The sequence below is a fragment of the Pseudomonas sp. FEN genome (assembly GCF_904067045.1).
In the GTDB taxonomy this organism is placed as follows: Bacteria; Pseudomonadota; Gammaproteobacteria; order Pseudomonadales; family Pseudomonadaceae; genus Aquipseudomonas.
Map to the genome: position 1 here is coordinate 14,858 of NZ_CAJFDC010000016.1, position 17,418 is coordinate 32,275.

Annotated in this window: 14 protein-coding genes and 1 tRNA gene; 5 read left to right on the forward strand and 10 right to left on the reverse strand. The window is 63.4% G+C overall.

Annotation, left to right across the window (positions count from 1 at the left end; translation table 11 throughout):
* The 6 genes from tssG to tssB all read right to left on the reverse strand — a co-directional run bounded on the left by tssG (position 1) and on the right by tssB (position 6,046).
* Positions 1 to 1,032, reverse strand: coding sequence for a type VI secretion system baseplate subunit TssG (gene tssG, locus PFEN_RS19030; RefSeq protein WP_191488354.1), 1,032 nt, complete (start codon positions 1,030 to 1,032; stop codon positions 1 to 3).
* Complete coding sequence (gene tssF, locus PFEN_RS19035; protein WP_191488355.1) at positions 996 to 2,795, reverse strand: type VI secretion system baseplate subunit TssF; 1,800 nt, start codon at positions 2,793 to 2,795, stop codon at positions 996 to 998. The genes tssG and tssF overlap by 37 nt, the downstream gene beginning before the upstream one ends.
* Positions 2,779 to 3,207 carry a type VI secretion system baseplate subunit TssE gene (gene tssE / locus PFEN_RS19040; protein ID WP_191488356.1) on the reverse strand — a complete coding sequence of 143 codons (429 nt, stop codon included), beginning with the start codon at positions 3,205 to 3,207 and terminating at the stop codon, positions 2,779 to 2,781. The genes tssF and tssE overlap by 17 nt, the downstream gene beginning before the upstream one ends.
* 30 nt (positions 3,208 to 3,237) lie before the next feature.
* A complete protein-coding gene (locus tag PFEN_RS19045; protein ID WP_191488357.1) occupies positions 3,238 to 3,738 on the reverse strand; it encodes an Hcp family type VI secretion system effector in 501 nt (166 codons plus the stop codon).
* A gap of 69 nt (positions 3,739 to 3,807) precedes the next feature.
* Entirely contained in the window at positions 3,808 to 5,382 is a 1,575-nt protein-coding gene (gene tssC / locus PFEN_RS19050; protein ID WP_191488358.1) for a type VI secretion system contractile sheath large subunit, read from the reverse strand.
* Positions 5,383 to 5,413: 31 nt separating this feature from the next.
* Positions 5,414 to 6,046, reverse strand: a complete 633-nt coding sequence (gene tssB, locus PFEN_RS19055) for a type VI secretion system contractile sheath small subunit (RefSeq protein ID WP_191488359.1) — start codon at positions 6,044 to 6,046, stop codon at positions 5,414 to 5,416.
* A 243-nt stretch (positions 6,047 to 6,289) separates the two neighbouring features.
* Here tssB and PFEN_RS19060 point away from each other — a divergent pair, with 243 nt between their 5' ends.
* From PFEN_RS19060 to tssA, 5 genes are read left to right on the forward strand one after another with little or no spacing between them, the layout of a single operon-like run.
* A complete protein-coding gene (locus PFEN_RS19060) occupies positions 6,290 to 6,685 on the forward strand; it encodes a type VI secretion protein (protein WP_412071455.1) in 396 nt (131 codons plus the stop codon).
* Positions 6,686 to 6,718: 33 nt separating this feature from the next.
* Complete coding sequence (gene tssK / locus PFEN_RS19065; RefSeq protein ID WP_191488361.1) at positions 6,719 to 8,059, forward strand: type VI secretion system baseplate subunit TssK; 1,341 nt, start codon at positions 6,719 to 6,721, stop codon at positions 8,057 to 8,059.
* 23 nt (positions 8,060 to 8,082) lie between these two features.
* Positions 8,083 to 8,850, forward strand: a complete 768-nt coding sequence (locus PFEN_RS19070; RefSeq protein ID WP_191488362.1) for a DotU family type IV/VI secretion system protein — start codon at positions 8,083 to 8,085, stop codon at positions 8,848 to 8,850.
* A complete protein-coding gene (locus PFEN_RS19075; protein ID WP_191488363.1) occupies positions 8,850 to 12,662 on the forward strand; it encodes a type VI secretion system protein in 3,813 nt (1,270 codons plus the stop codon). The genes PFEN_RS19070 and PFEN_RS19075 overlap by 1 nt, the downstream gene beginning before the upstream one ends.
* Positions 12,659 to 13,747: a type VI secretion system protein TssA gene (tssA, locus tag PFEN_RS19080; RefSeq protein WP_191488364.1), complete on the forward strand. Its 1,089-nt coding sequence runs from the start codon at positions 12,659 to 12,661 to the stop codon at positions 13,745 to 13,747. The genes PFEN_RS19075 and tssA overlap by 4 nt, the downstream gene beginning before the upstream one ends.
* Positions 13,748 to 13,953: 206 nt before the next feature.
* On the opposite strand, the gene PFEN_RS19085 is transcribed toward tssA, so the two are convergent.
* The 4 genes from PFEN_RS19085 to selB form a co-directional block, all read right to left on the reverse strand.
* The gene (locus PFEN_RS19085; RefSeq protein WP_191488534.1) at positions 13,954 to 14,424 is read right to left on the reverse strand and encodes a copper chaperone PCu(A)C; all 471 of its coding nucleotides are present in this window, start codon (positions 14,422 to 14,424) and stop codon (positions 13,954 to 13,956) included.
* Positions 14,425 to 14,453: 29 nt separating this feature from the next.
* Positions 14,454 to 15,059 carry an SCO family protein gene (locus PFEN_RS19090; protein ID WP_191488365.1) on the reverse strand — a complete coding sequence of 202 codons (606 nt, stop codon included), beginning with the start codon at positions 15,057 to 15,059 and terminating at the stop codon, positions 14,454 to 14,456.
* Between the two features lie 244 nt (positions 15,060 to 15,303).
* A tRNA-Sec gene (locus PFEN_RS19095) sits at positions 15,304 to 15,399 on the reverse strand.
* Between the two features lie 7 nt (positions 15,400 to 15,406).
* Positions 15,407 to 17,323, reverse strand: coding sequence for a selenocysteine-specific translation elongation factor (selB, locus tag PFEN_RS19100; protein WP_191488535.1), 1,917 nt, complete (start codon positions 17,321 to 17,323; stop codon positions 15,407 to 15,409).
* Positions 17,324 to 17,418: the final 95 nt, after the last annotated feature.

The following is a 17,418-nucleotide window of genomic DNA, read 5'->3' on the forward strand; positions in this document are numbered from 1 at the left end:
TCAGGCCTCTTCCGCGTCGTGCAGGCGCAGGTCGATGCGGAAATCCCCGCTGTGCTCTTCACGGTTCAACCAGGTGCCCTGGCCCAGCGCCGTGTGCTGCTCGCGCCCGATCTTCAGTATCGCGCTGCGAGTCACGTGCACGGACACGCCGCATTGCAGTTGCGCGCCAAAATAGAACGCCACCAGCGCCGCCAACTGTCGATGGGAATCCCCTCCTGGCAGGAAAGGCTCGGCGATTTCCGGTTCCAGTGGGCCGAGCCGGATATGAATGCCGGCGTGCTCATCCCAGACCCGCGTGCCGCACAATGCATTGCGCCCCAGGCTGAGGTTGCGCCCCTTGCGCCCCAGCACGCTCTGGTCGCTGCTGGCGATCTGGCGCCAGGCGCCCTGGTAACCCCGTAGTTGCACGGGCAGATCGAAGTAATGCTTGAGCAGGTTCTGGAACCCGGCCAGGGAGCGCCGCCCGTTGGCCAGCAAGCCGGCGCGGGCGATCAGGGCTCGTTCCGGCAGCAGCGTCTCTCGCGCCGAGTTGGACGACAACCCGCACAAAGCGCGCAATTGCTGATACACCGGGCTGAGTGCCGGCTCCCGGTAAGGCAAGGCGATCCGCTGGCGCTGTTGTACCCGATACAGCAGGCTCAACAACCGGTGCTGGAACAGATCGAGAAACGCCACCGTGCCGTAATCGTGATTGCGCGCCCGTTGCTGCAACCATTCCTGATAGGCGTAGGGTAAAGGACCGTCCGGGCCACCGAGGCCGAACACCTGAGTATGCAAGGTCAACCGGGACGCGGTTCCTTGCGCATTGGTGACCTGCCGCAGGCTGCTGATCTCGCTCGGGGCGAACTCCGGCAACAGCGGCCCGCGCAGGCGCACCACCTCGCGCTGCGGATCGCTGCCGGTCCCCAGCGACGACGCGTTGTCCCGCTCGCGCTCCAGGATCATCAGCGCCTGCAGCAGCTCGAAATGCTGCGGGGCCTGACGCAGGAGTTCGCCTAGAGAGCCAGGATCGGGCTGCTGCTCGGGCTCCATAGCTTGATCTCCTTATCGCCCTCTACCAGCAGGGTGCGAACAAAACAGTTGGCATTGGCATACAGCGCGAAAAAGTGCGCCAGCACGCCGGAGAACAGTACCCGGCTGCTGCCGGAAAACTTGCTCGGATCCAGCTCCAGGCGCACCTCCAGGCCGTTGCGCCAGCCGCGCCAGGCATCCTTGCCGACACGACCGACGACCCGTTCGGTACGCAGCGCGAGAATACCGTTGATCTGCAAGCGAGCGGCGGGCTCGTCGCGCAGATTATGCAGGATCAACATTTCCCTGAGCGCCTCCAGTGCCCCGGGGCCTTCCGTCAGTGACAGATGGTTGAGGTTGAGCTGCGAGATCAGCCGCCAGCGTGACGCCCCTTCCAGGTCGGGCAACGATTGCGGCGTGGGGCTTTTCAGCAAGGTAATGGTGGCCACCGGACCACTGCGTTCGAACTTCAAGGCACTGCCGGTCAGCAGGTTCTGCGCCATATGCCGATTGGTGCACCACACCTGCGCGGTGAAGGTCTCCCCTGGCGCGCTGCTGCGCGGCTGGAACTGGCTGTCCACCAGGCTCAGCATCAAGTCGGTGCCCGGCCGCGAGGGGGTGGTCGCGCTGATCCGCCTGGCGTGCCAGAACAGGCCGCCCTGCTCTTGCCCGTGCTGGTAGCCATAGTACGACGGTACGTTATGGAATCCGTCTGGAGTACCGGCCACCAACTTGCGGATGCTATGGATTTCGACACTGTTGTCGCGGTGTGAATCGGCCACCAGGCGATATTCGCTTTGCGTGCCGTCCGGGCGCAGGGTTTCGGCGGTGCGGGGGAACAGGTTGATCACTGGCGTGCAGCCCAGCGCGATGTCCTCGCGTTGCAGGCTGATACGGCTCTCGGGGACACGGTCAAAGGCGATGTAGACCTCAATCAGATCCGTGGCCAGTGGCGGGATCCGCAGCGCGAGATCGAAAAAGGCGAACTTCTCCGGGAAGGCAAAGTATTCCACCAGCAGGCGCAACCCGGGATGCACGCCATCTTCCTCCGGCAACAACCGCTGGGCATCGTCAAAGCCGACCGCTAACGGCCGGGCATTGATGGCTTGTCCGGGACTGTCGGGTAGACCACAGACGATGTCCAGACTATGGGCGGCCAACAGATCATAGAGCCGCGCGCGATTGCCGGCGGGGCCCGCCAGGTGAATACGCAAGGTCTGGATCGGCAATTCGGACCAGGTTTTTTCGCCATTGCACTTCAGGGTCAGGCACAGCGCCGCCTCGGCATTGGCGATCCCGGTGGCCAACTGCGCGGCACTGCCTTCCAGCAGGCTGACCTCCTGGACTTCCACCGGCCACAGGGTTACCTCGGCACAGGTGCGGAAATACAGGCTGTCGAGTTGTTCTTTCTCTGGGGCCTTGAACACCTGCATGTCACGTGGCAGCCGGTAGCCGGCGGCCAGGCTGCCCTTGGTCGGGTCCGGCCCGAACTGGACGATGGCGCAGGAAGGCATCGGGCGCAACGCCATCGGATACAGCTGCTCCAGCAGCGCGTCGGTGAATTCCGAGTAGCCGTCATCGAGCCGGCGTTGCAGGCGCGCGGCGAGCAAGGCGAAGCTTTCGATCAAGCGTTCGACATGCGGGTCCTGGGAGCCGTTGGACGATAGCTTCAGGCTGTTGGCCAGGGTCGGATGGTTGTCGGCAAACTCGCTGCCGGCACGGTACAGCCAGGTCAGCTCGCGCTGGTAGTAATCCAGTAGTCGGGCATCAATCGAATCGCTCATGCCTGACCTCGAAGCCGCCTTCACCGAGGTCGAGGACGAACGACATGTTCGGGGTCGAGTCGAGCCCCCGGACATGCCCGCTCACCCGCACCGTCATGCGTGTGCGTTGTCCCGGCAGCGCCTGCACGTCGACATCTTCCAGCGCCAGGCGCGGCTCGAAGCGGGTAATGGCAGCGCGTATATCGCGAATCAATACGCGGTGATCCTCTTCACGATCGGCATACAGGACACTCCAGTCGCTCATCCCGTAGTCGATGATGCTCGGGGCGAACCGGTGAGCCCGTTCGGTACGCCGGGTGTTGAGCAGGCGCTCCAACTCCAGGCGAATGGACTCGACGATCCGCACCGGGTCACGGGCATCGAAGCCAGCCTCCGTGTCCCCCGCGAGGAGGTCGAACAGCGCAACACGCATGAAAATCTCCAGCCGGATGAAAACAGGCGATCAACCCTTGATAAGTTTGTTCGCCGCCAGGTCCCAAGTCGAGGCCGCGGTGCCTTCCTTGGTGCCGTCGTCTTTCTGGGCGGTCAGTTCCCACTTGATCTTGGTGAAGTTCAGCGACAGGGTTTCCACCGGCTTGCCACCGGTACCACCGCTGACACTGACGTTGGACACCACCACGTTGCTCAAGGTGTAGATGATGAACGGCATCAACTGGCCGGTGCTCTCGGCGGCGTTACGGCCGACGGTCACCTTGACCTCGGCAATCGGCTTGCCGGCGCAGCAGTACTCGTTGATGCTCGGTGTGGCGGAGTCGATGAACTTGGTCAGGGTGAACTCGCCGATATGCGGCTTGCCGGAGGTACGTTCCGAGTTGCTGACGTCGTTGGTGACTTGCATGGCCACGTTGTGGCTATAGGACATGACTTCGATCTTGTCGGCGTAACCTTCCAGCAGGGAGTCGCCTTTGATCGTGGAGCCCAGGTCGAGAATAATTGCATCCATTGGGTGTTATTCCTTGCACGACTGCAAAATGGAGAGCCCGCCGGGTCACGGCGGGCGGCATGGCACGAATCAGGCCGCGGCAGGCGCCGGCAGCGCGGCGACCAGGCGGATCGAAGCGGTCAGCTCTTCCAGCTGGAAGTGCGGCCGCAGGAACACCGTGGCGCTGTAGCTGCCGGGACGTCCGGGCACATCGCTGACATCGACCCGGGCTTCACGCAGCGGATACTGCGCCTTGATTTCCTGGGGCGCGTTGTCGTTGATCAGCACGTAGTCGGCGATCCAGTTGTTGAGGTAGGTCTGCACATTGTCGCGGGTGGCAAAGCTGCCGACCTTGTCGCGCAAGATCACCTTCAGGTAATGGGCAAAACGCGATGCGGCCAGGATATACGGCAGCAGGCCGGAAATCCGTGCGTTGGCGTTGGCCTCGAAGGTGTTGTAGGTCTGTGGCTTGTTCGTGGTCTGGCCACCGAAAAACACCGCGACATTGCTGTTCTTGCGGTGACACAAGGCAATGAAACCCAGGGAGTCGAGTTCTTTTTCACGGCGATCGGTAATCGCCACTTCGGTCGGGCACTTGATCGCCAGGTCGCCGGCCAGGGTATTGAACTGGTACACCGGCAGGCCGCTGACCGTACCGCCACCTTCCGGTCCGCGAATCGCCGCACACCAACGGTACTGCGCGAACGCGTCGGTGATGCGCTGGGTCAGCAGCCAGGCGGCGTTGCCCCAGAGGAACTTGGTCGAATCAGGGTCGATGATCTTCTTCGCATCGGCACTGCCTGGCGTGGCGGTGGTCGTTGTCGCGGAGGTCGTACTGACGTCCTCGACAAAGGTCGACATGCCCTGCACCGGATTGTTGATCGGGTCATAAGGCAGGCGCGACAGGTAGTGCGGCAGGACCATCGAGACATACCGCGAGTCCTCGGTCTTGCGGAACGCATTCCACTCGATCAGTGCGCCGCTTTCGAAGACCTTGGTCAGGTCGCGCGGCACGCCCAGATCGGCGAAGGACTTGAGATCGAACAGCCCCGGACTGGCGGCGGTGATCAGCGGCGCGTGGGCCGCCGCGGCGACGTTCGACAGGTTGGTGATCATCTTGATATCGATGCTGCTGCGACCGAACTCGTAGTCCCCCATCAGGACACTGAACGGGCTGCCGCCGAAGGTGCCGTATTCTTCCTCGTAGACCTTCTTGAACAGCACGCTCTGGTCGAACTCGATGGCTTTCTCCAGGTCCAGGCGCAGCTCTTCCTTGGCGACGTTGAACAGGCGCAGCTTCAACGACTCGCCGGTTTCGGTGTTCATCACCAGTTGGTGCAGGCCGCGCCAGGAAGCTTCCAGGGTCTGGAACGACGGGTCGTGGAGCACCAGGTTGAGCTGGGCGTTGATCTGCCGGTCGAGGTCGGCAATGCGCTTGCTGATGGTGGTCAGCATATTGTCGCTGGCCTCGACTTTCTTATCGCTGACTTCGCCAGCGAAGACGCTCAGCATCTGCTGCGCATACTTCTTCTGGGCATCATCCTCGGCTCCGCGGATCATCGCTTCGACGATGGTCTCGAGCAACGGGGTCTGGGGTGTCTGGCCAGCCGCCGGTGCATTTACGGTCGGTGTGCTAGTGGTCGTCGAAGTACTGTCATTAGGCATCGCGGTTCCTCCATGAAGGGGCGCGGATCAACTAGGATTTGGTGGGGTCGACAGGTGGCACGGGATCCACGGGCGTAACGGGATCGACGACGGGAGCCACGGGATCGGGCTTGACCGGCTCGACGACGGCAACCGGGTCGTTGGCCGGCGGGGCCAGGGCCTTTTGCAGGTCGGCCTGGAAGGCCAGGACCGCGGTGTCATCATGCAGGCTGGCGATCAGGCTCTTGTCCAGTTCGTCATTGCCATCGAGTTTGATCAGCAGGTCCTGCAGTTTCTGGCGCTTGTCGTAGAGGTCTTTCAGGCCATCGATCTGGGCGACGATATTTTCCGGGCTGAAATCTTCAAAGCGCTTGAAGGACAACTCGACCGACAGGTTGCCGGTAGCGCCATCCAGCACGTTCGCCACTTTGAATTTCTGCTGCGGGTTGATCCGGCTCAACACTGTATCGAAGCTGTCCCGATCGATGTCGACAAAACCACGCGTGGTCAGCGGGTCGGGCTTGTTCGGCTGGTTGTTGCCGGAGAGGTCGGACAGGATGCCCACTACCAGCGGCAGCTCTTCCTTCTTGAAGGCGTTACCGATTTCGACGTCATAGGTGATTTGTACACGCGGCGGCCGATTACGGCCCAAATACTTCTGCTTGCTTTCCTGATCAGCGGCCATGCCCTTCTCCTTCTGGCGCGCCTACCGAACGGCAACGCGCTCCTGGTGGTATAAACCTTTCCGACAGCTCGAGTGCGATCTTTCCGTAGGACAATCGACTGTGCAAAACCTTAGAAGAGGTCTATAAGACAAGCAAGAAATATCTGGCAAAACCCACATTTGAAGCCTATGAAGCGAATTAAGTTCCTCGGTAGCTGCTGTGCGCTAGCTTTTTTCATGATGTTTCAGATAAGTGGTTGCAGCTTGTTTGCACCCAAGGTCTCGCTGCAGAAAGTCATAGTCGATGTCGAGCCCAAAGCCAACAGCGATACACCGCTGGCACTGGATTTCGTCGCCGTCGCCGACCCGCAACTGCTGGAGCGTCTCAAGGGAACGCCGGCCAACCAGTGGTTCGCCCAGCGCGAGCAGATGCGCCGTGATTTCCCGCAAGGTTTGAACGTATGGAGCCTGGAGGTGGTTCCCGGGCAACTGGTAACGTTCGCGAGCAATCCGCTGCAAGGTCAAAAGGCCGAAGGCGTGATGTTGTTCGCCGGCTACAGCACTCCAGGCGCACACCGCTTGCTGCTCGAGAAACAATCTGATATCTGGCTCAAGATCGGCGCCCGCGAGATGCGCCTGCTTGATGCCCAAGGCCAGTGAAACCCGTATTCCAGGAAGGTTTAGGAGTAAAGGATGCGCGCTATACCGGACGTAATACCGGATGCGATCTGTTGGAGTGAAGGCATGCATCTGCTGCCGCAACATTTCCAGTTGCAGAACTTGCGTGCCGAGGGCCTCAGTGCCCGTCTCGCCGCCAATGCCCAGCCCTGGTATTGGGGCGTGCAGAACCTTGAGCAGCAGGTCCTGGGCAGCGGCGAAATCATTGTCAAGGCCCTGGACGCGGTGATGCCCGATGGCCTGGTGGTCAATCTCGACCCGCTCAAGGACAAGGACCACTACCCGCTCGAACTCAAGGTCAAGCCCGAGGACTTCCAGGACCAGACCACCCTGATGATCTACCTGGCCGTGGACCCATTGTGGCGCGCCGGCTTGCTCGGTGAAATCAGCGGGCGCCTGCGTTCGCTGGACATCGATGCCGTGGACCTGAGCGACCGGGAAAATCCCAGGGTCGAAACCCTGACCGCTTGGCGACCGATCCTGCGCCTGGTCACCAGCAGCCGTCGCTCCGACTCCGTATGCCTGCCGTTGTTCAAGATCAGCAACTCCGGCGGCGTCATCAGCCAACTGGACTATGTGCCACCCTGCCCGGTGCTGGATGCCGATTCGCTGATCGGCAAGCGGATCAGCGACGTGTGCGCCATGGCCCGCGGCAAGTGCGAGTTTCTCGGTGGGCGCTGGCGCCAGGCGCAAGAGGCCGGCAAGGCCCTGGAAAGCGCCGAGCTACGCGCGCAACTGGTCGCCATCTGGGCGCGCCTGCCGGAATTGCAGGCGACACTGGAGACCGGGATCGCAGCGCCGGCCAGCCTGTACCTGCAATTGATCGGCTTTGCCGGGGCGCTGTACGGCCTGCAACCGGAGTTGGTGGTGCCAGCCTTCAGCCCGCTGAAATTCGAAGACTTGCTGTCGGGATTCGAGCCGGTACTGGACTGGATCGAGGCACAACTGGGCAATATTCGCGCCGGCTACAGTCGCCGCAGTTTCGAATACAAGGACGCGCACTTCTCCATTGCCCTGGCTGACCGCCAGACGCCGGTCCAGCAATTGGTGATCGGTTTGCGCATGCCATCCGGCGCCACGCCCCAGGCCGCACGCGAATGGCTGGAGCGCGCCGTCAGGTCCTCGCGACCGCAACTGCCCAGCCTGCTCAAACAGCGCATGCACGGCTTGGCGTTCAATAGCCTGGGGCGCAACGATCAGGTCGCCTATGGCGTTGCCGAGGACATTCGCCTGTTCAGCTTGCAGGCCGCGGGGGAATGGTTCTTGCCCGATACCGACCTGTGCCTGTTCATGCCGACCGGCAGTGGCTGGGTAGAACCGGTGGAAATACTCATGTTTGACGCCAGCGCGGACTGAACCTGATCAGGGATTGATGAGCGATGTTGGATAATGACTCACTGCCAGCGCAGGCTACCTTCGAGAGCGCACCGCTGAGCAGCGCCTTCAACCGGGCCTGGAGCGAGTGGCTGACGTTCTGGCAGGCCCTGCCACGCACCACCGGCGCGCCAGTGCAGGTCGCGCAGGTCGCCGAGCAGGTCAGCCAGATTGCCCGGCGCTTGTGGCGCAGCGCGTTCGCCGCGGTGGGCGAGGCGCAGGGCCAGCAGGCCAAGGCGACCCTGTTCGCGTTTGTCGGCCTGATCGACGAGCACCTGTTGTTCGACGATTGGGCCGGCCAGGCGGCCTGGCAGGAGCGTCCCATGGAAACCCGGCTGTTCGGCAGTCGCTCGGCCGGCGACCGGATTCCAGTCGCCATCAAGAAACTCCTGGAAGCCCGCGATCCGACCCTGCGCGACCTGGGCAGCGTCTACCTGTACTGCCTGATCCTCGGTTTCCAGGGCCGCTTGCGCAATGGCAGCGGCCCGGCCCTGCACGAAAAATGGCGGCGCAGCCTGTTTACCTTTATCCGCCAACGCAGCGCCAACGCCAACGATATCGCCGTGCAACTGCAACGCCCGAGCGCCATCGCCCCGCAACAGCTACCGGTGCGCCGCAGCCTGCCCGACGGTTACCGGCTGGGTCTGGCGCTGGGTCTGGGGCTCTTGTTGTTGCTCGGTATCAGCCAACTGTTCTGGTTGAACATTCAATACCGGGTGCAGCCCGGTATTGAGCAGGATCGGCAGACACTGGCCACGGAGCTCAAGCGCTGATGGCTTACCTCGGTGAAATTCTCGCCGCCCTGCTCCTGCTGGTGCTGCTGGCGGCACTGTTGTGGAAATACTCCGCGCGACTGAGCGGCGCCAATCGCAGTTTCTATGCCGCGGTGAGCGAGTGGGAGCAGGCACTGGGCGTGCACGACCGCTATGAGACGCCCTGGTTGCTGATGCTCGGCGACACGCCGCAGCTCGAGGCCCTGCTCAGGGGCTGGGGGCTGACCAGCACCGCGCAACCGGCCTGGTTCGGACGCTGGTGGTACGGTCCCGACGGCGCGGTGCTGGTGGTGCCCGCGGCCCTGTTCAGCCATGGCGAGCGCGCCAGTGTACAGCTCAAGCTTTGGCGCCAGCTCCTCGAACTGCTGCTGCAGGCCAGGGCCAATCGGCCGGCGGACGGCATCATCTGGCTGTGCGACCTGGAACAACTGACGCCCGATCAGGACACCGCCGCCGCCGGCTTGGCGGCCCGGCGCAAGTTCATCGATATGCAACAGCGTCTCGGCCTGAGCCTGCCGGTGTATATGCTGCTCAGTGGTTTCGAGAGCCTGCCCGGCGCCAGCAACCTGCTGGAAGTGTTGCCGACGGCAGCGAAGGACGCCGCCTTTGGCTGGACCTCGCCTTACACGGCGCAAACGCCCTGGCACCCGGACTGGATCAACCAGGGCCTGGGCCAGGTCGAACAGACCCTCGCCGACCTGTTGGTGGAAATCGGCACGCTGCGTGGCCAGATGGCCGCCGAGCTGTATTTGCTGCCCCGGCAATTACAAGGCTTGCATGACCCCCTGCGCTCCTTGTGCGATCCAGTGTTCCAGGGCAACGCCATGGGCGAGGCCCCGCGTTTGCGTGGGCTGTATTTCAGCGCCCAGGCCGGTCCCGCGGCGGCGGCGGATGCCGACCCCTTTGCCGAAGGCCCGGCACCGATCCCCGCGCCGCCACTGTTCACCCCGCGCCTGTGGCGGCAACGGTTCATCGCCGAACAAGGACTGGCCCAGCCGATTACCCGCATCCTGCAATTGCGCCAACGCTGGCAGCGCCTGACGGCACTGGCCGTGGGCGTGATCGGGCTGGTCTGGGTGATCGGCATGCTCTGGGTCTGGCATGCGCGCAGCGAGGCCGCCACTCAATTGAACACGCTGCTGCACGATGACCAGATGCACAACCCGCTGACCGTCGATGACGAAGCCCGGCGCGAGCGCATCGCCAGTTTCTGGCACCTGCTCGAGGCCGCGCCGCGTTGGCATATGCGTACCTCGATTCTGCCCGGCTCGTGGTTTTCCGCGCTGGACCGGCAACTGGCGCAGGAGCTGCGGGGCCGAGCGCGGGGGCAATTGTTCACACCGCTCAAAAGCAAACTGCAGGATGAACTCGACAGCTTGATCACGCCCCGCGCGGCGATTCGTCCCCGGGCCGGCAGCAGCAACAGCGAAGAGGCGTACCGACAAGCCATGCTGGTGCTCGACCAGGCCCTGGCGGTGGAGCGCCACAACAAACGCTTCGCCCTCAGCCTGCAAGGCGACGAACGCCCCCTGGACGACGCCATCGCCCTGGCCAACGAACTGTTCGGCTTCAATTTCCAGACCAAGGGCCTGCCGTTGGCCGATGACTACAACAGCCTGTTGGCCACGACAGAGGTGCCGTTGGCCAGCCCCTTGCAACTGGACCCGCTCAAGTCGCGGATCGCCGCGCGCTACGTCAATAGCATGCGTTTATGGCTCGACAGCCTGTTCGCCAGTTCCGACTTCAGCAGCACCGCCGGCGCCCTGAACAGTCAATTGCGCGCCCTGCAAGGCGGCCAACGCAACAGCTTGGCCGAGCTTGAAGAACTGGACGCCGGCATCGCCCAGCTACGCCAACTGCTGGCCCTGACCAACGCCGCCTGGAGCCAGGGCAATGGCGCGCAGTTGGCGCCCGGTTATCAGGAAGGACTGGAAAAGGCCCGGCAAAGCGCGCTGATCGGCACCGTCGCCGTCGACCAGGTCGAACATTATGCCGAGAACTCCAAACGGACCTTCCACGACCGCTGGCTGGAACAAGGCGACGAGGACCAGGGTATTCTGCGGCTGCAAAGCAGCGGTGGCCTGGAGCTGCAGGCCAATGTCGACAAGCTTGGCCAGGTGGTCTCCGCACTGCTGCATCAGGAATTCAGCCAGATGGCCCTTAACCAGGGCGACACTCCGCCAGTAGCCGGGGGCCTGCACGATCTGGACAGTGGCAAGCTCGACGCGGCACTGCACTATCACGACAGCTACCAACTCTGGCTGCAACAGAGTGTTGCCGAGCTGCCCGCGCCCTACCGCAAGGCCTTGATCAGCGCCGCTCGCTCGGCGACCACCACGGCCATGTGGCAAAGCCTGAACAGTGTCTCCAGCCTGGGCGGCGGCAAACCCATGGCCAATCCGGGGGCGACGTTCAACCTGCCCGCCGACAAGGCCTTGCAGGTGCTGCAAGTATTCAGCGACATTGGCGACACGCGCCAGACCGAATCACTGCGCCAGGAATTGAACACCCGGGCACTGAACGATCTGCGCCGCGCCACGGCAGAGATCAATGCCCTTCCGCTGTTTCGCCAGCCCATCGACTTCAGCCAATGGGACGGCACCCGCAACCTCTCGCTGCGCAGTTTCCGGGAAAGCGATCCGCAGGCATTGAAACTGGACTTGAGCCGACAATTCACCCTGATCGGCGATTCGTTGAGCACCGCGCGTCCGGCCATCGAATGGCTCAATCAGCAGCGTGAGCGATTGTCGGCCAGCGACGGCGAGACACTCGACAGTTTTGTCGACATGAGCGCCGAACTCAAGAAATACAACGACCAGAACCCGGCCAGCTCGCCGCTGCAATACCAGCAGATGGTTCTGCGCGACTTCAACGACATGGACCTGGGCAACTGCACCAAGATCCTCTCCGAGGCAATCCTGCCGATGGGCCAGGGAAATATCGCCCTGCTCGCCCGCAGCAGCCATGAGCGGGCGCGCCAGCGTTGCGAGAGCTTGCAGAACTACGCTGCCGCGGTGGCCTGGAAGCGCCTGGGCGACTACTTCACGACTTACCTGGCCGGGCGTTTTCCATTCAGCCACGACGACACGCTGATCGATGCCAATCCCGACCGGGTTCGCGAATTCCTCGACCTGATCGACAAGAACCTGCCCAGCGCGTTCAGCGGCCTGGAGAACAACCGCTCGGCGCAAGCCTCGGCGGCGGCCGAGTTCCTGTTCAATCTGCAAAACGCCCGGGCCTGGCTCGGGCCGTTGTTGCTGCGCGACAAGGACGGCGTGCGCGGCCTGGACCTGGAGGTGCGTTGGCGCACCGACCGTGAGGAAGAGCGTGGCGCCGACCAGGTGATTGACTGGAGCCTGAGCACCGGCGCGCGGGAAATCGGCTATCCGGCCGAAAGCCTCAGTCACGCCAACTGGACGGTCGGCGAACCGGTCCGCCTGGCGCTGCGTTGGGCCAAGGGCAGCAGCCAACGGCCGCAGGACGATCCGAAACAACCGGCACTGGCCGTGGCCGACCTGCAAGCCAGTTGGTCATACGAGGGCAGTTGGGCCTTGCTGCGCTTTATCCACGCCAACCAGGCCGGCAATTACTTCGCGACCCAGGATGAGGGTGACCGGCCACTGGCATTGCGACTGCCGTTGCGTTCGCCCCTGCCGGGCAATGCCAACGCCCTGATGTTCCTGCGCTTGTCGCTCAAGGCCGTCGGTGGCAAACAGCCGCTGACCCTGAGTACCTTGCCGACTCGTGTCCCGGCCTCGCCCTACGGGTCGGTCTTCCCACTGCCAGTGGCCAGTACCGAGAGCCCGCCATGACTATCGACCCCTCCCTGGAGCAATTGCGCCTGCGCTTGCCGGGCCTGATCGCCCCCGTGCCCGGCGCCGATCCGGCGGGCGCCAGCCTGCGCGAGGCACCCGAGATGGACCTGTTGCGCGAGGCCCGCCGCGAAGACGACGCCAGTTTGCCCACGGGGATCTGGCAGACCGACCTCAAGCGCGCGGACTGGTCCCAGGTGGAAACCCTGGCCAGTGAATTGTTGACCCAACGTAGCAAGGACCTGCTGCTGGCCACCTGGCTTGGCGAGGCCTGGTTGCAGCGCTATCAGTTGCCCGGTTTGTGTGTGGCGCTGGAGCTGGTGGTGGGACTTTGCGAGCGTTACGGCCTGGCGCTCCACCCCCGTGGCCAGGGTGGCGACGCCAGCTGGCTGGCACCGCCACTGGCCTTGCTGGTGCGCCAGTACAGCCTGTTGTTGAATATCCGCCTGCCCTTGCTTGGCGCGGCGGCGCGGGGGCGCGAGAGCCTGACGTTGGAACAGTGGATGCGGGCGCAGAAACAGGCACTGAACAACAGCGAGGAGCGCAAGGCCAAGGCCTTGGCGCAGGAGTCACAGGAGCTGTTGCGTGACTGGCGCGAGGCGGTCCTGCGGATTCCCCTCGAGCAGCTTGATGCCCGCTTGGAGATGTTCGATAGCTGCCGGCAAAGCGTTGAGCGCCTGAACCGCTGGGGCGACAGTCAACTGGGGGAAGAAGCGCCCAGCTTTGCCGCCTTGCAAACCCTTCTCGATCAACACGTGCTTGCCTTGCGGGAGTTTATCGCCATGCACCCGGAACCCTTGCCTGTGCCGGTCAGCCTGCCCGTCGCCGAACCGACGCTTGAGCAGCCGGCCGCGACAACCGCGCCGCTGCCACTGTCGTTGCCCGAATCTCGCCAGGCGGCCTACCGTCAGTTGAAAGTCATTTCCGACTACCTGAAACGGGTCGAGCCCCACAGCCCGGTGCCCTACCTGATCAACCGCGCGGTTGATTGGGGCAACATGGAACTGCCCGAGCTGCTCGGCGAACTGATCAAGGCCGACCCCGATATCCAGCGGATCTGGCGGCTGCTCGGGGTCTTGCCTTAGTGTCGACTAACTGAGAACGCTCTCAAGTCTGGCTGAGCATGTGGCGAGCGGGCTTGCCCGCGCTGGGCTGCAAAGCAGCCCTGAAACCAGCTAAAGTGTGTCAGGCAGACCTGAATGAGCGGTTTTGCGACTGCTTCGCAGCCGAGCGCGGGCAAGCCCGCTCGCCACCGGTACGCGATCGGCTTCAAAGGGTACTACTCCGGCGTTCAGTGCATGTCGCCGTGCATGTCGCCGTGGTCAGCCATGCTGTTCAGCGCCCGCGCCCGGGCCTTGACCTCGATCGACTGCTTGACGCCCTTGGCGTTTTCCACCATCAGTGTCAGCGGCACTTCGTCGCCCTCCTTCACCTGCCCCAGCAGGTCGATCAGCATCACGTGATAGCCCTCGGGCTCGATGGCCACGGTCCGGCCCGCCGGCAGCGGCACGAAGTCCACCGGTTGCATGCTCATGACATCGTTTTCCATCTTTGACTGGTGGATCTGCACGATCTTGGCCACTGGTGATTTCGCTTCCAGCAGCTTGCCGTCGTCACTGGAAGTGATCCGCATAAAGGCCCCGGTCGAAGGTTGCCCCGCGACGGTGGCCCGCACCCAGGCGTCCTCCACGCTGGTTTGCGCAAAGGCCGGGACACTCGACAATGCGAGCAGGGAAAACACCAGGGCGTTCAAGGGTTTCATGGCAGTGACCTTATCAATTCGAGTATTCATCAGCAGACTTCCATCACCGTGAGCAGATCCTCCGCACACTGTTTCGCCGACAGCGACGGCGACAGACCCAAGCGCAGTACGCCCCGCGTGTCGTAGACGAAACTGGTCGCCGTATGGGACAGCGTATAGGTCGAGCCGCTAGGGATCTTCTCGTAGAACACCTTGAATTCCTTGGCCGTGGCCGCGGTTTCCTCCAGGGTGCCGTAGAGCGCGACAAAGCTCGGGTCGAAGGCCTTTACATAGGCGTCGAGGACCTTGGGCGTATCGCGTTCCGGGTCCAGGGTGATGAAGATCACCTGCAACCGATCACCGTCCGGGCCCATCAGCTTCTTGGCCTGTACCGCCCGGGCCAGCGCGGTCGGGCAGACCGCCGGGCACTGGGTGAAACCGAAAAACACCATCGGCATCATGCCGCGGAAACTGGACAGCGTTTTGACGTTGCCGGCGGTATCCTTCAGCTTGAAGGTGCGTCCGAGGATCTCGTCGCTCAGGTCCTTGCCGTACTTGTACGACAGGCCGTTGGAGCTGTCGCAACCGCTCAGCATGCCGAGGCCGAGCAGGCCAAGGCCAGCCACGACCTGGCGGCGAGTCAGCAATTCATTCATGTTCGGTAGTCTTCCTGTGAAGCGCCGTGGGCCAGGGCCAGGCTCATGTCCTACCCGATCAACGGGCCGACGCGGACATGGCCAACAGGCTCAACCAGGCTCCGCCACGGCGGCGTCCGGGCAGTCGAAGGGACGGGATGGCTTTCATGGGCGCAGAATGTACCATCGTCGATGGGGCGGGAGGTGCGACAAAATGGCACAGCGAGCGCCGCGCCAACGCCATTCGGACGATGAATGAAGTAATTGGCGGAAGGCAGCCGGAGTCGAACCTGCCCGGGAACGGATGCCGTCCCCAACCGGGTTTGAAGCCCGGCCGCGCCACCGGGCGCGATTGCCTTCCTTTGTACTCAAGTTCGGGGATTCGCCAGCGCGCTGTCGGTGCGAATGAAGCGCAAGTTGCCGACACGCCGGGTCAGGCCGATACGATCGAAGAACTCCAGTAGCTGAATACAGCGTTTACGCCCCAGTCCCAGCCGATCACGAAAGGCGATCACCCGTACCTCCGTGCTATCCGCCGCCAATTGCACCAGCATAGCCGCCAATTGCAGGACCGCGGCTTCCGTGTAAAAGCGGTCGTGCACCACCTGGTACACCTGGCCGAGCCGGGCCAGTTTGCGCAGCAACAAGCGCACTACAGCTTCGTCCTGGCCGGTGGACGCTGCCAGGCTGCGGACCCACGGCGGATCGACAGGGCTCTGCTCCATCAGCGGCCGCAGTTGTCGCCACAAACCTTCGTCGTCTTCGCTCAGGCGTACCTGATGGTCGGGCAAATGCAGCCAGGGTCCGCTGGCAACCAACGCGGCATCGTCAAGCAGTGCGTCCAGCAGACTTGTAAAGGCCGGGCGCTCCAGTGGCAAGGCGGCAAATCGGCGCAACCGATCACGATCCGGCCCCAGTTGGTCGGGCTCCAGGACATGAAAGCGCGCCAGTTGCGCCAGCAAGCTGTCCTTCTGGGCTTGCCAGCCGGTATCGCTGAACAGCAGCGCCCCCTGCCGCGTGGCGATCACACTGACATCAGCCGGCAGGTTCCAGGTATCACGCGGGCGATTGAACTGGCGCTCCAGTCGTTGCGGATCAAGACCACCAGCGGCAGCGGCCAGCAATGTCGGTAACACCGCCTCCAGGCTCTGCGCCTGCGCCAGGGCCTGTAACTGCGCCAGACGCTCTGGACTGCGGCGCTGACGGGTTGGCGCAAAGGGATCCAGCACCCGGCCCCCGCCCAGGGTTCGCCGTGCGCTTTGATCGCGCAGTACCAGGCGATCGCCGTGCACGGCCTGCAACGGTACCTGAGTCAGCAACTGGGCAAAGGCCCGTCCACCCGGCGCCACCTGCGTGGTGTCCAGCAAGGCTACCCGGCCCAGCACATCCTGGGTGCCCAAATGAATGTGCACCGGGCTGAAATGTTCGAAATGACGGGTTTCGCTGGGAAGCAGTCGCAACTCGATGTCCAGCCGCCGACTGGGTGCGTGCAACCACTCGGCCTGCACCCAATGGCCGCGATGAATCTGTTCGAGCGCCAGGCGCTCGGCGCTCAGGTTCAAGGCCACCCGCTGCCCGGCGAATGCCTCGCTCCCCGGCTGGTTCTGCGCATGCAGGCCGCGAACCCGCACGGTTTTACCCGTGGGCCCGAGCGCCAGGACATCACCGCTGCCGACATGGCCGGACAAGGCCGTGCCAGTCACCACAATACCGCTACCGGCGACATTGAAAGCGCGGTCTATGGCCAGGCGAAAGCCGCCTTCGTCACTGCGCCGGCGCACCTCGTCCTGGGTCTGGAGCAAGGCTTGGCGCAGCGTCTCGATACCCTCGCCGGTAATACTGGAAATCTCGACCCGCGGCGCCTCGGCATAAGGGCCAGGGGCCAGTAACGCCTGGATCTCCGTGCGCACCTGTAGCCGGCGCGCGGGTTCCACCCGATCGCATTTGCTGATCGCCACCAGCATCCGGGGGATGCCCAGCAACTCGACAATCGCCAAGTGCTCGCGGGTCTGTGGCATCACGCCGTCATCGGCGGCCACCACCAGCATCACCAGGTCGATCCCCTGGGCACCGGCCAGCATGTTATGGATAAACCGCTCGTGGCCGGGTACGTCGATGAAGCCGGTGAGCGCGGCACCGGCCGCCAACGGCGCATAGAGATAACCCAGGTCGATGGTGATACCGCGTTCACGCTCCTCTCGTCGTTTGTCACCGGCCTGGCCAGTCAGCGCCTGGAGCAGGCTCGTCTTGCCATGGTCGATATGCCCCGCCGTGCCGACGATCACCCTGCGCGCCCCTCGGCCGGACACCCTTGCCGCACCGCTTCCGGACTCTCCACCAGCGCGCTTTTTGCCGGAGCAAGCTTGCTCGCGATGAACGA

Coding starts and splice junctions, on each gene's coding strand:
- tssA (WP_191488364.1), top strand. CDS start 12,659: ATGACTATCGACCCCTCCCTGGAGCAATTGCGCCTGCGCTTGCCGGGC.
- tssB (WP_191488359.1), bottom strand. CDS start 6,046: ATGGCCGCTGATCAGGAAAGCAAGCAGAAGTATTTGGGCCGTAATCGG.
- PFEN_RS19075 (WP_191488363.1), top strand. CDS start 8,850: ATGGCTTACCTCGGTGAAATTCTCGCCGCCCTGCTCCTGCTGGTGCTG.
- tssG (WP_191488354.1), bottom strand. CDS start 1,032: ATGGAGCCCGAGCAGCAGCCCGATCCTGGCTCTCTAGGCGAACTCCTG.
- tssE (WP_191488356.1), bottom strand. CDS start 3,207: ATGCGTGTTGCGCTGTTCGACCTCCTCGCGGGGGACACGGAGGCTGGC.
- PFEN_RS19070 (WP_191488362.1), top strand. CDS start 8,083: ATGTTGGATAATGACTCACTGCCAGCGCAGGCTACCTTCGAGAGCGCA.
- tssK (WP_191488361.1), top strand. CDS start 6,719: ATGCGCGCTATACCGGACGTAATACCGGATGCGATCTGTTGGAGTGAA.
- PFEN_RS19045 (WP_191488357.1), bottom strand. CDS start 3,738: ATGGATGCAATTATTCTCGACCTGGGCTCCACGATCAAAGGCGACTCC.
- PFEN_RS19090 (WP_191488365.1), bottom strand. CDS start 15,059: ATGAATGAATTGCTGACTCGCCGCCAGGTCGTGGCTGGCCTTGGCCTG.
- tssC (WP_191488358.1), bottom strand. CDS start 5,382: ATGCCTAATGACAGTACTTCGACGACCACTAGCACACCGACCGTAAAT.
- tssF (WP_191488355.1), bottom strand. CDS start 2,795: ATGAGCGATTCGATTGATGCCCGACTACTGGATTACTACCAGCGCGAG.
- PFEN_RS19085 (WP_191488534.1), bottom strand. CDS start 14,424: ATGAAACCCTTGAACGCCCTGGTGTTTTCCCTGCTCGCATTGTCGAGT.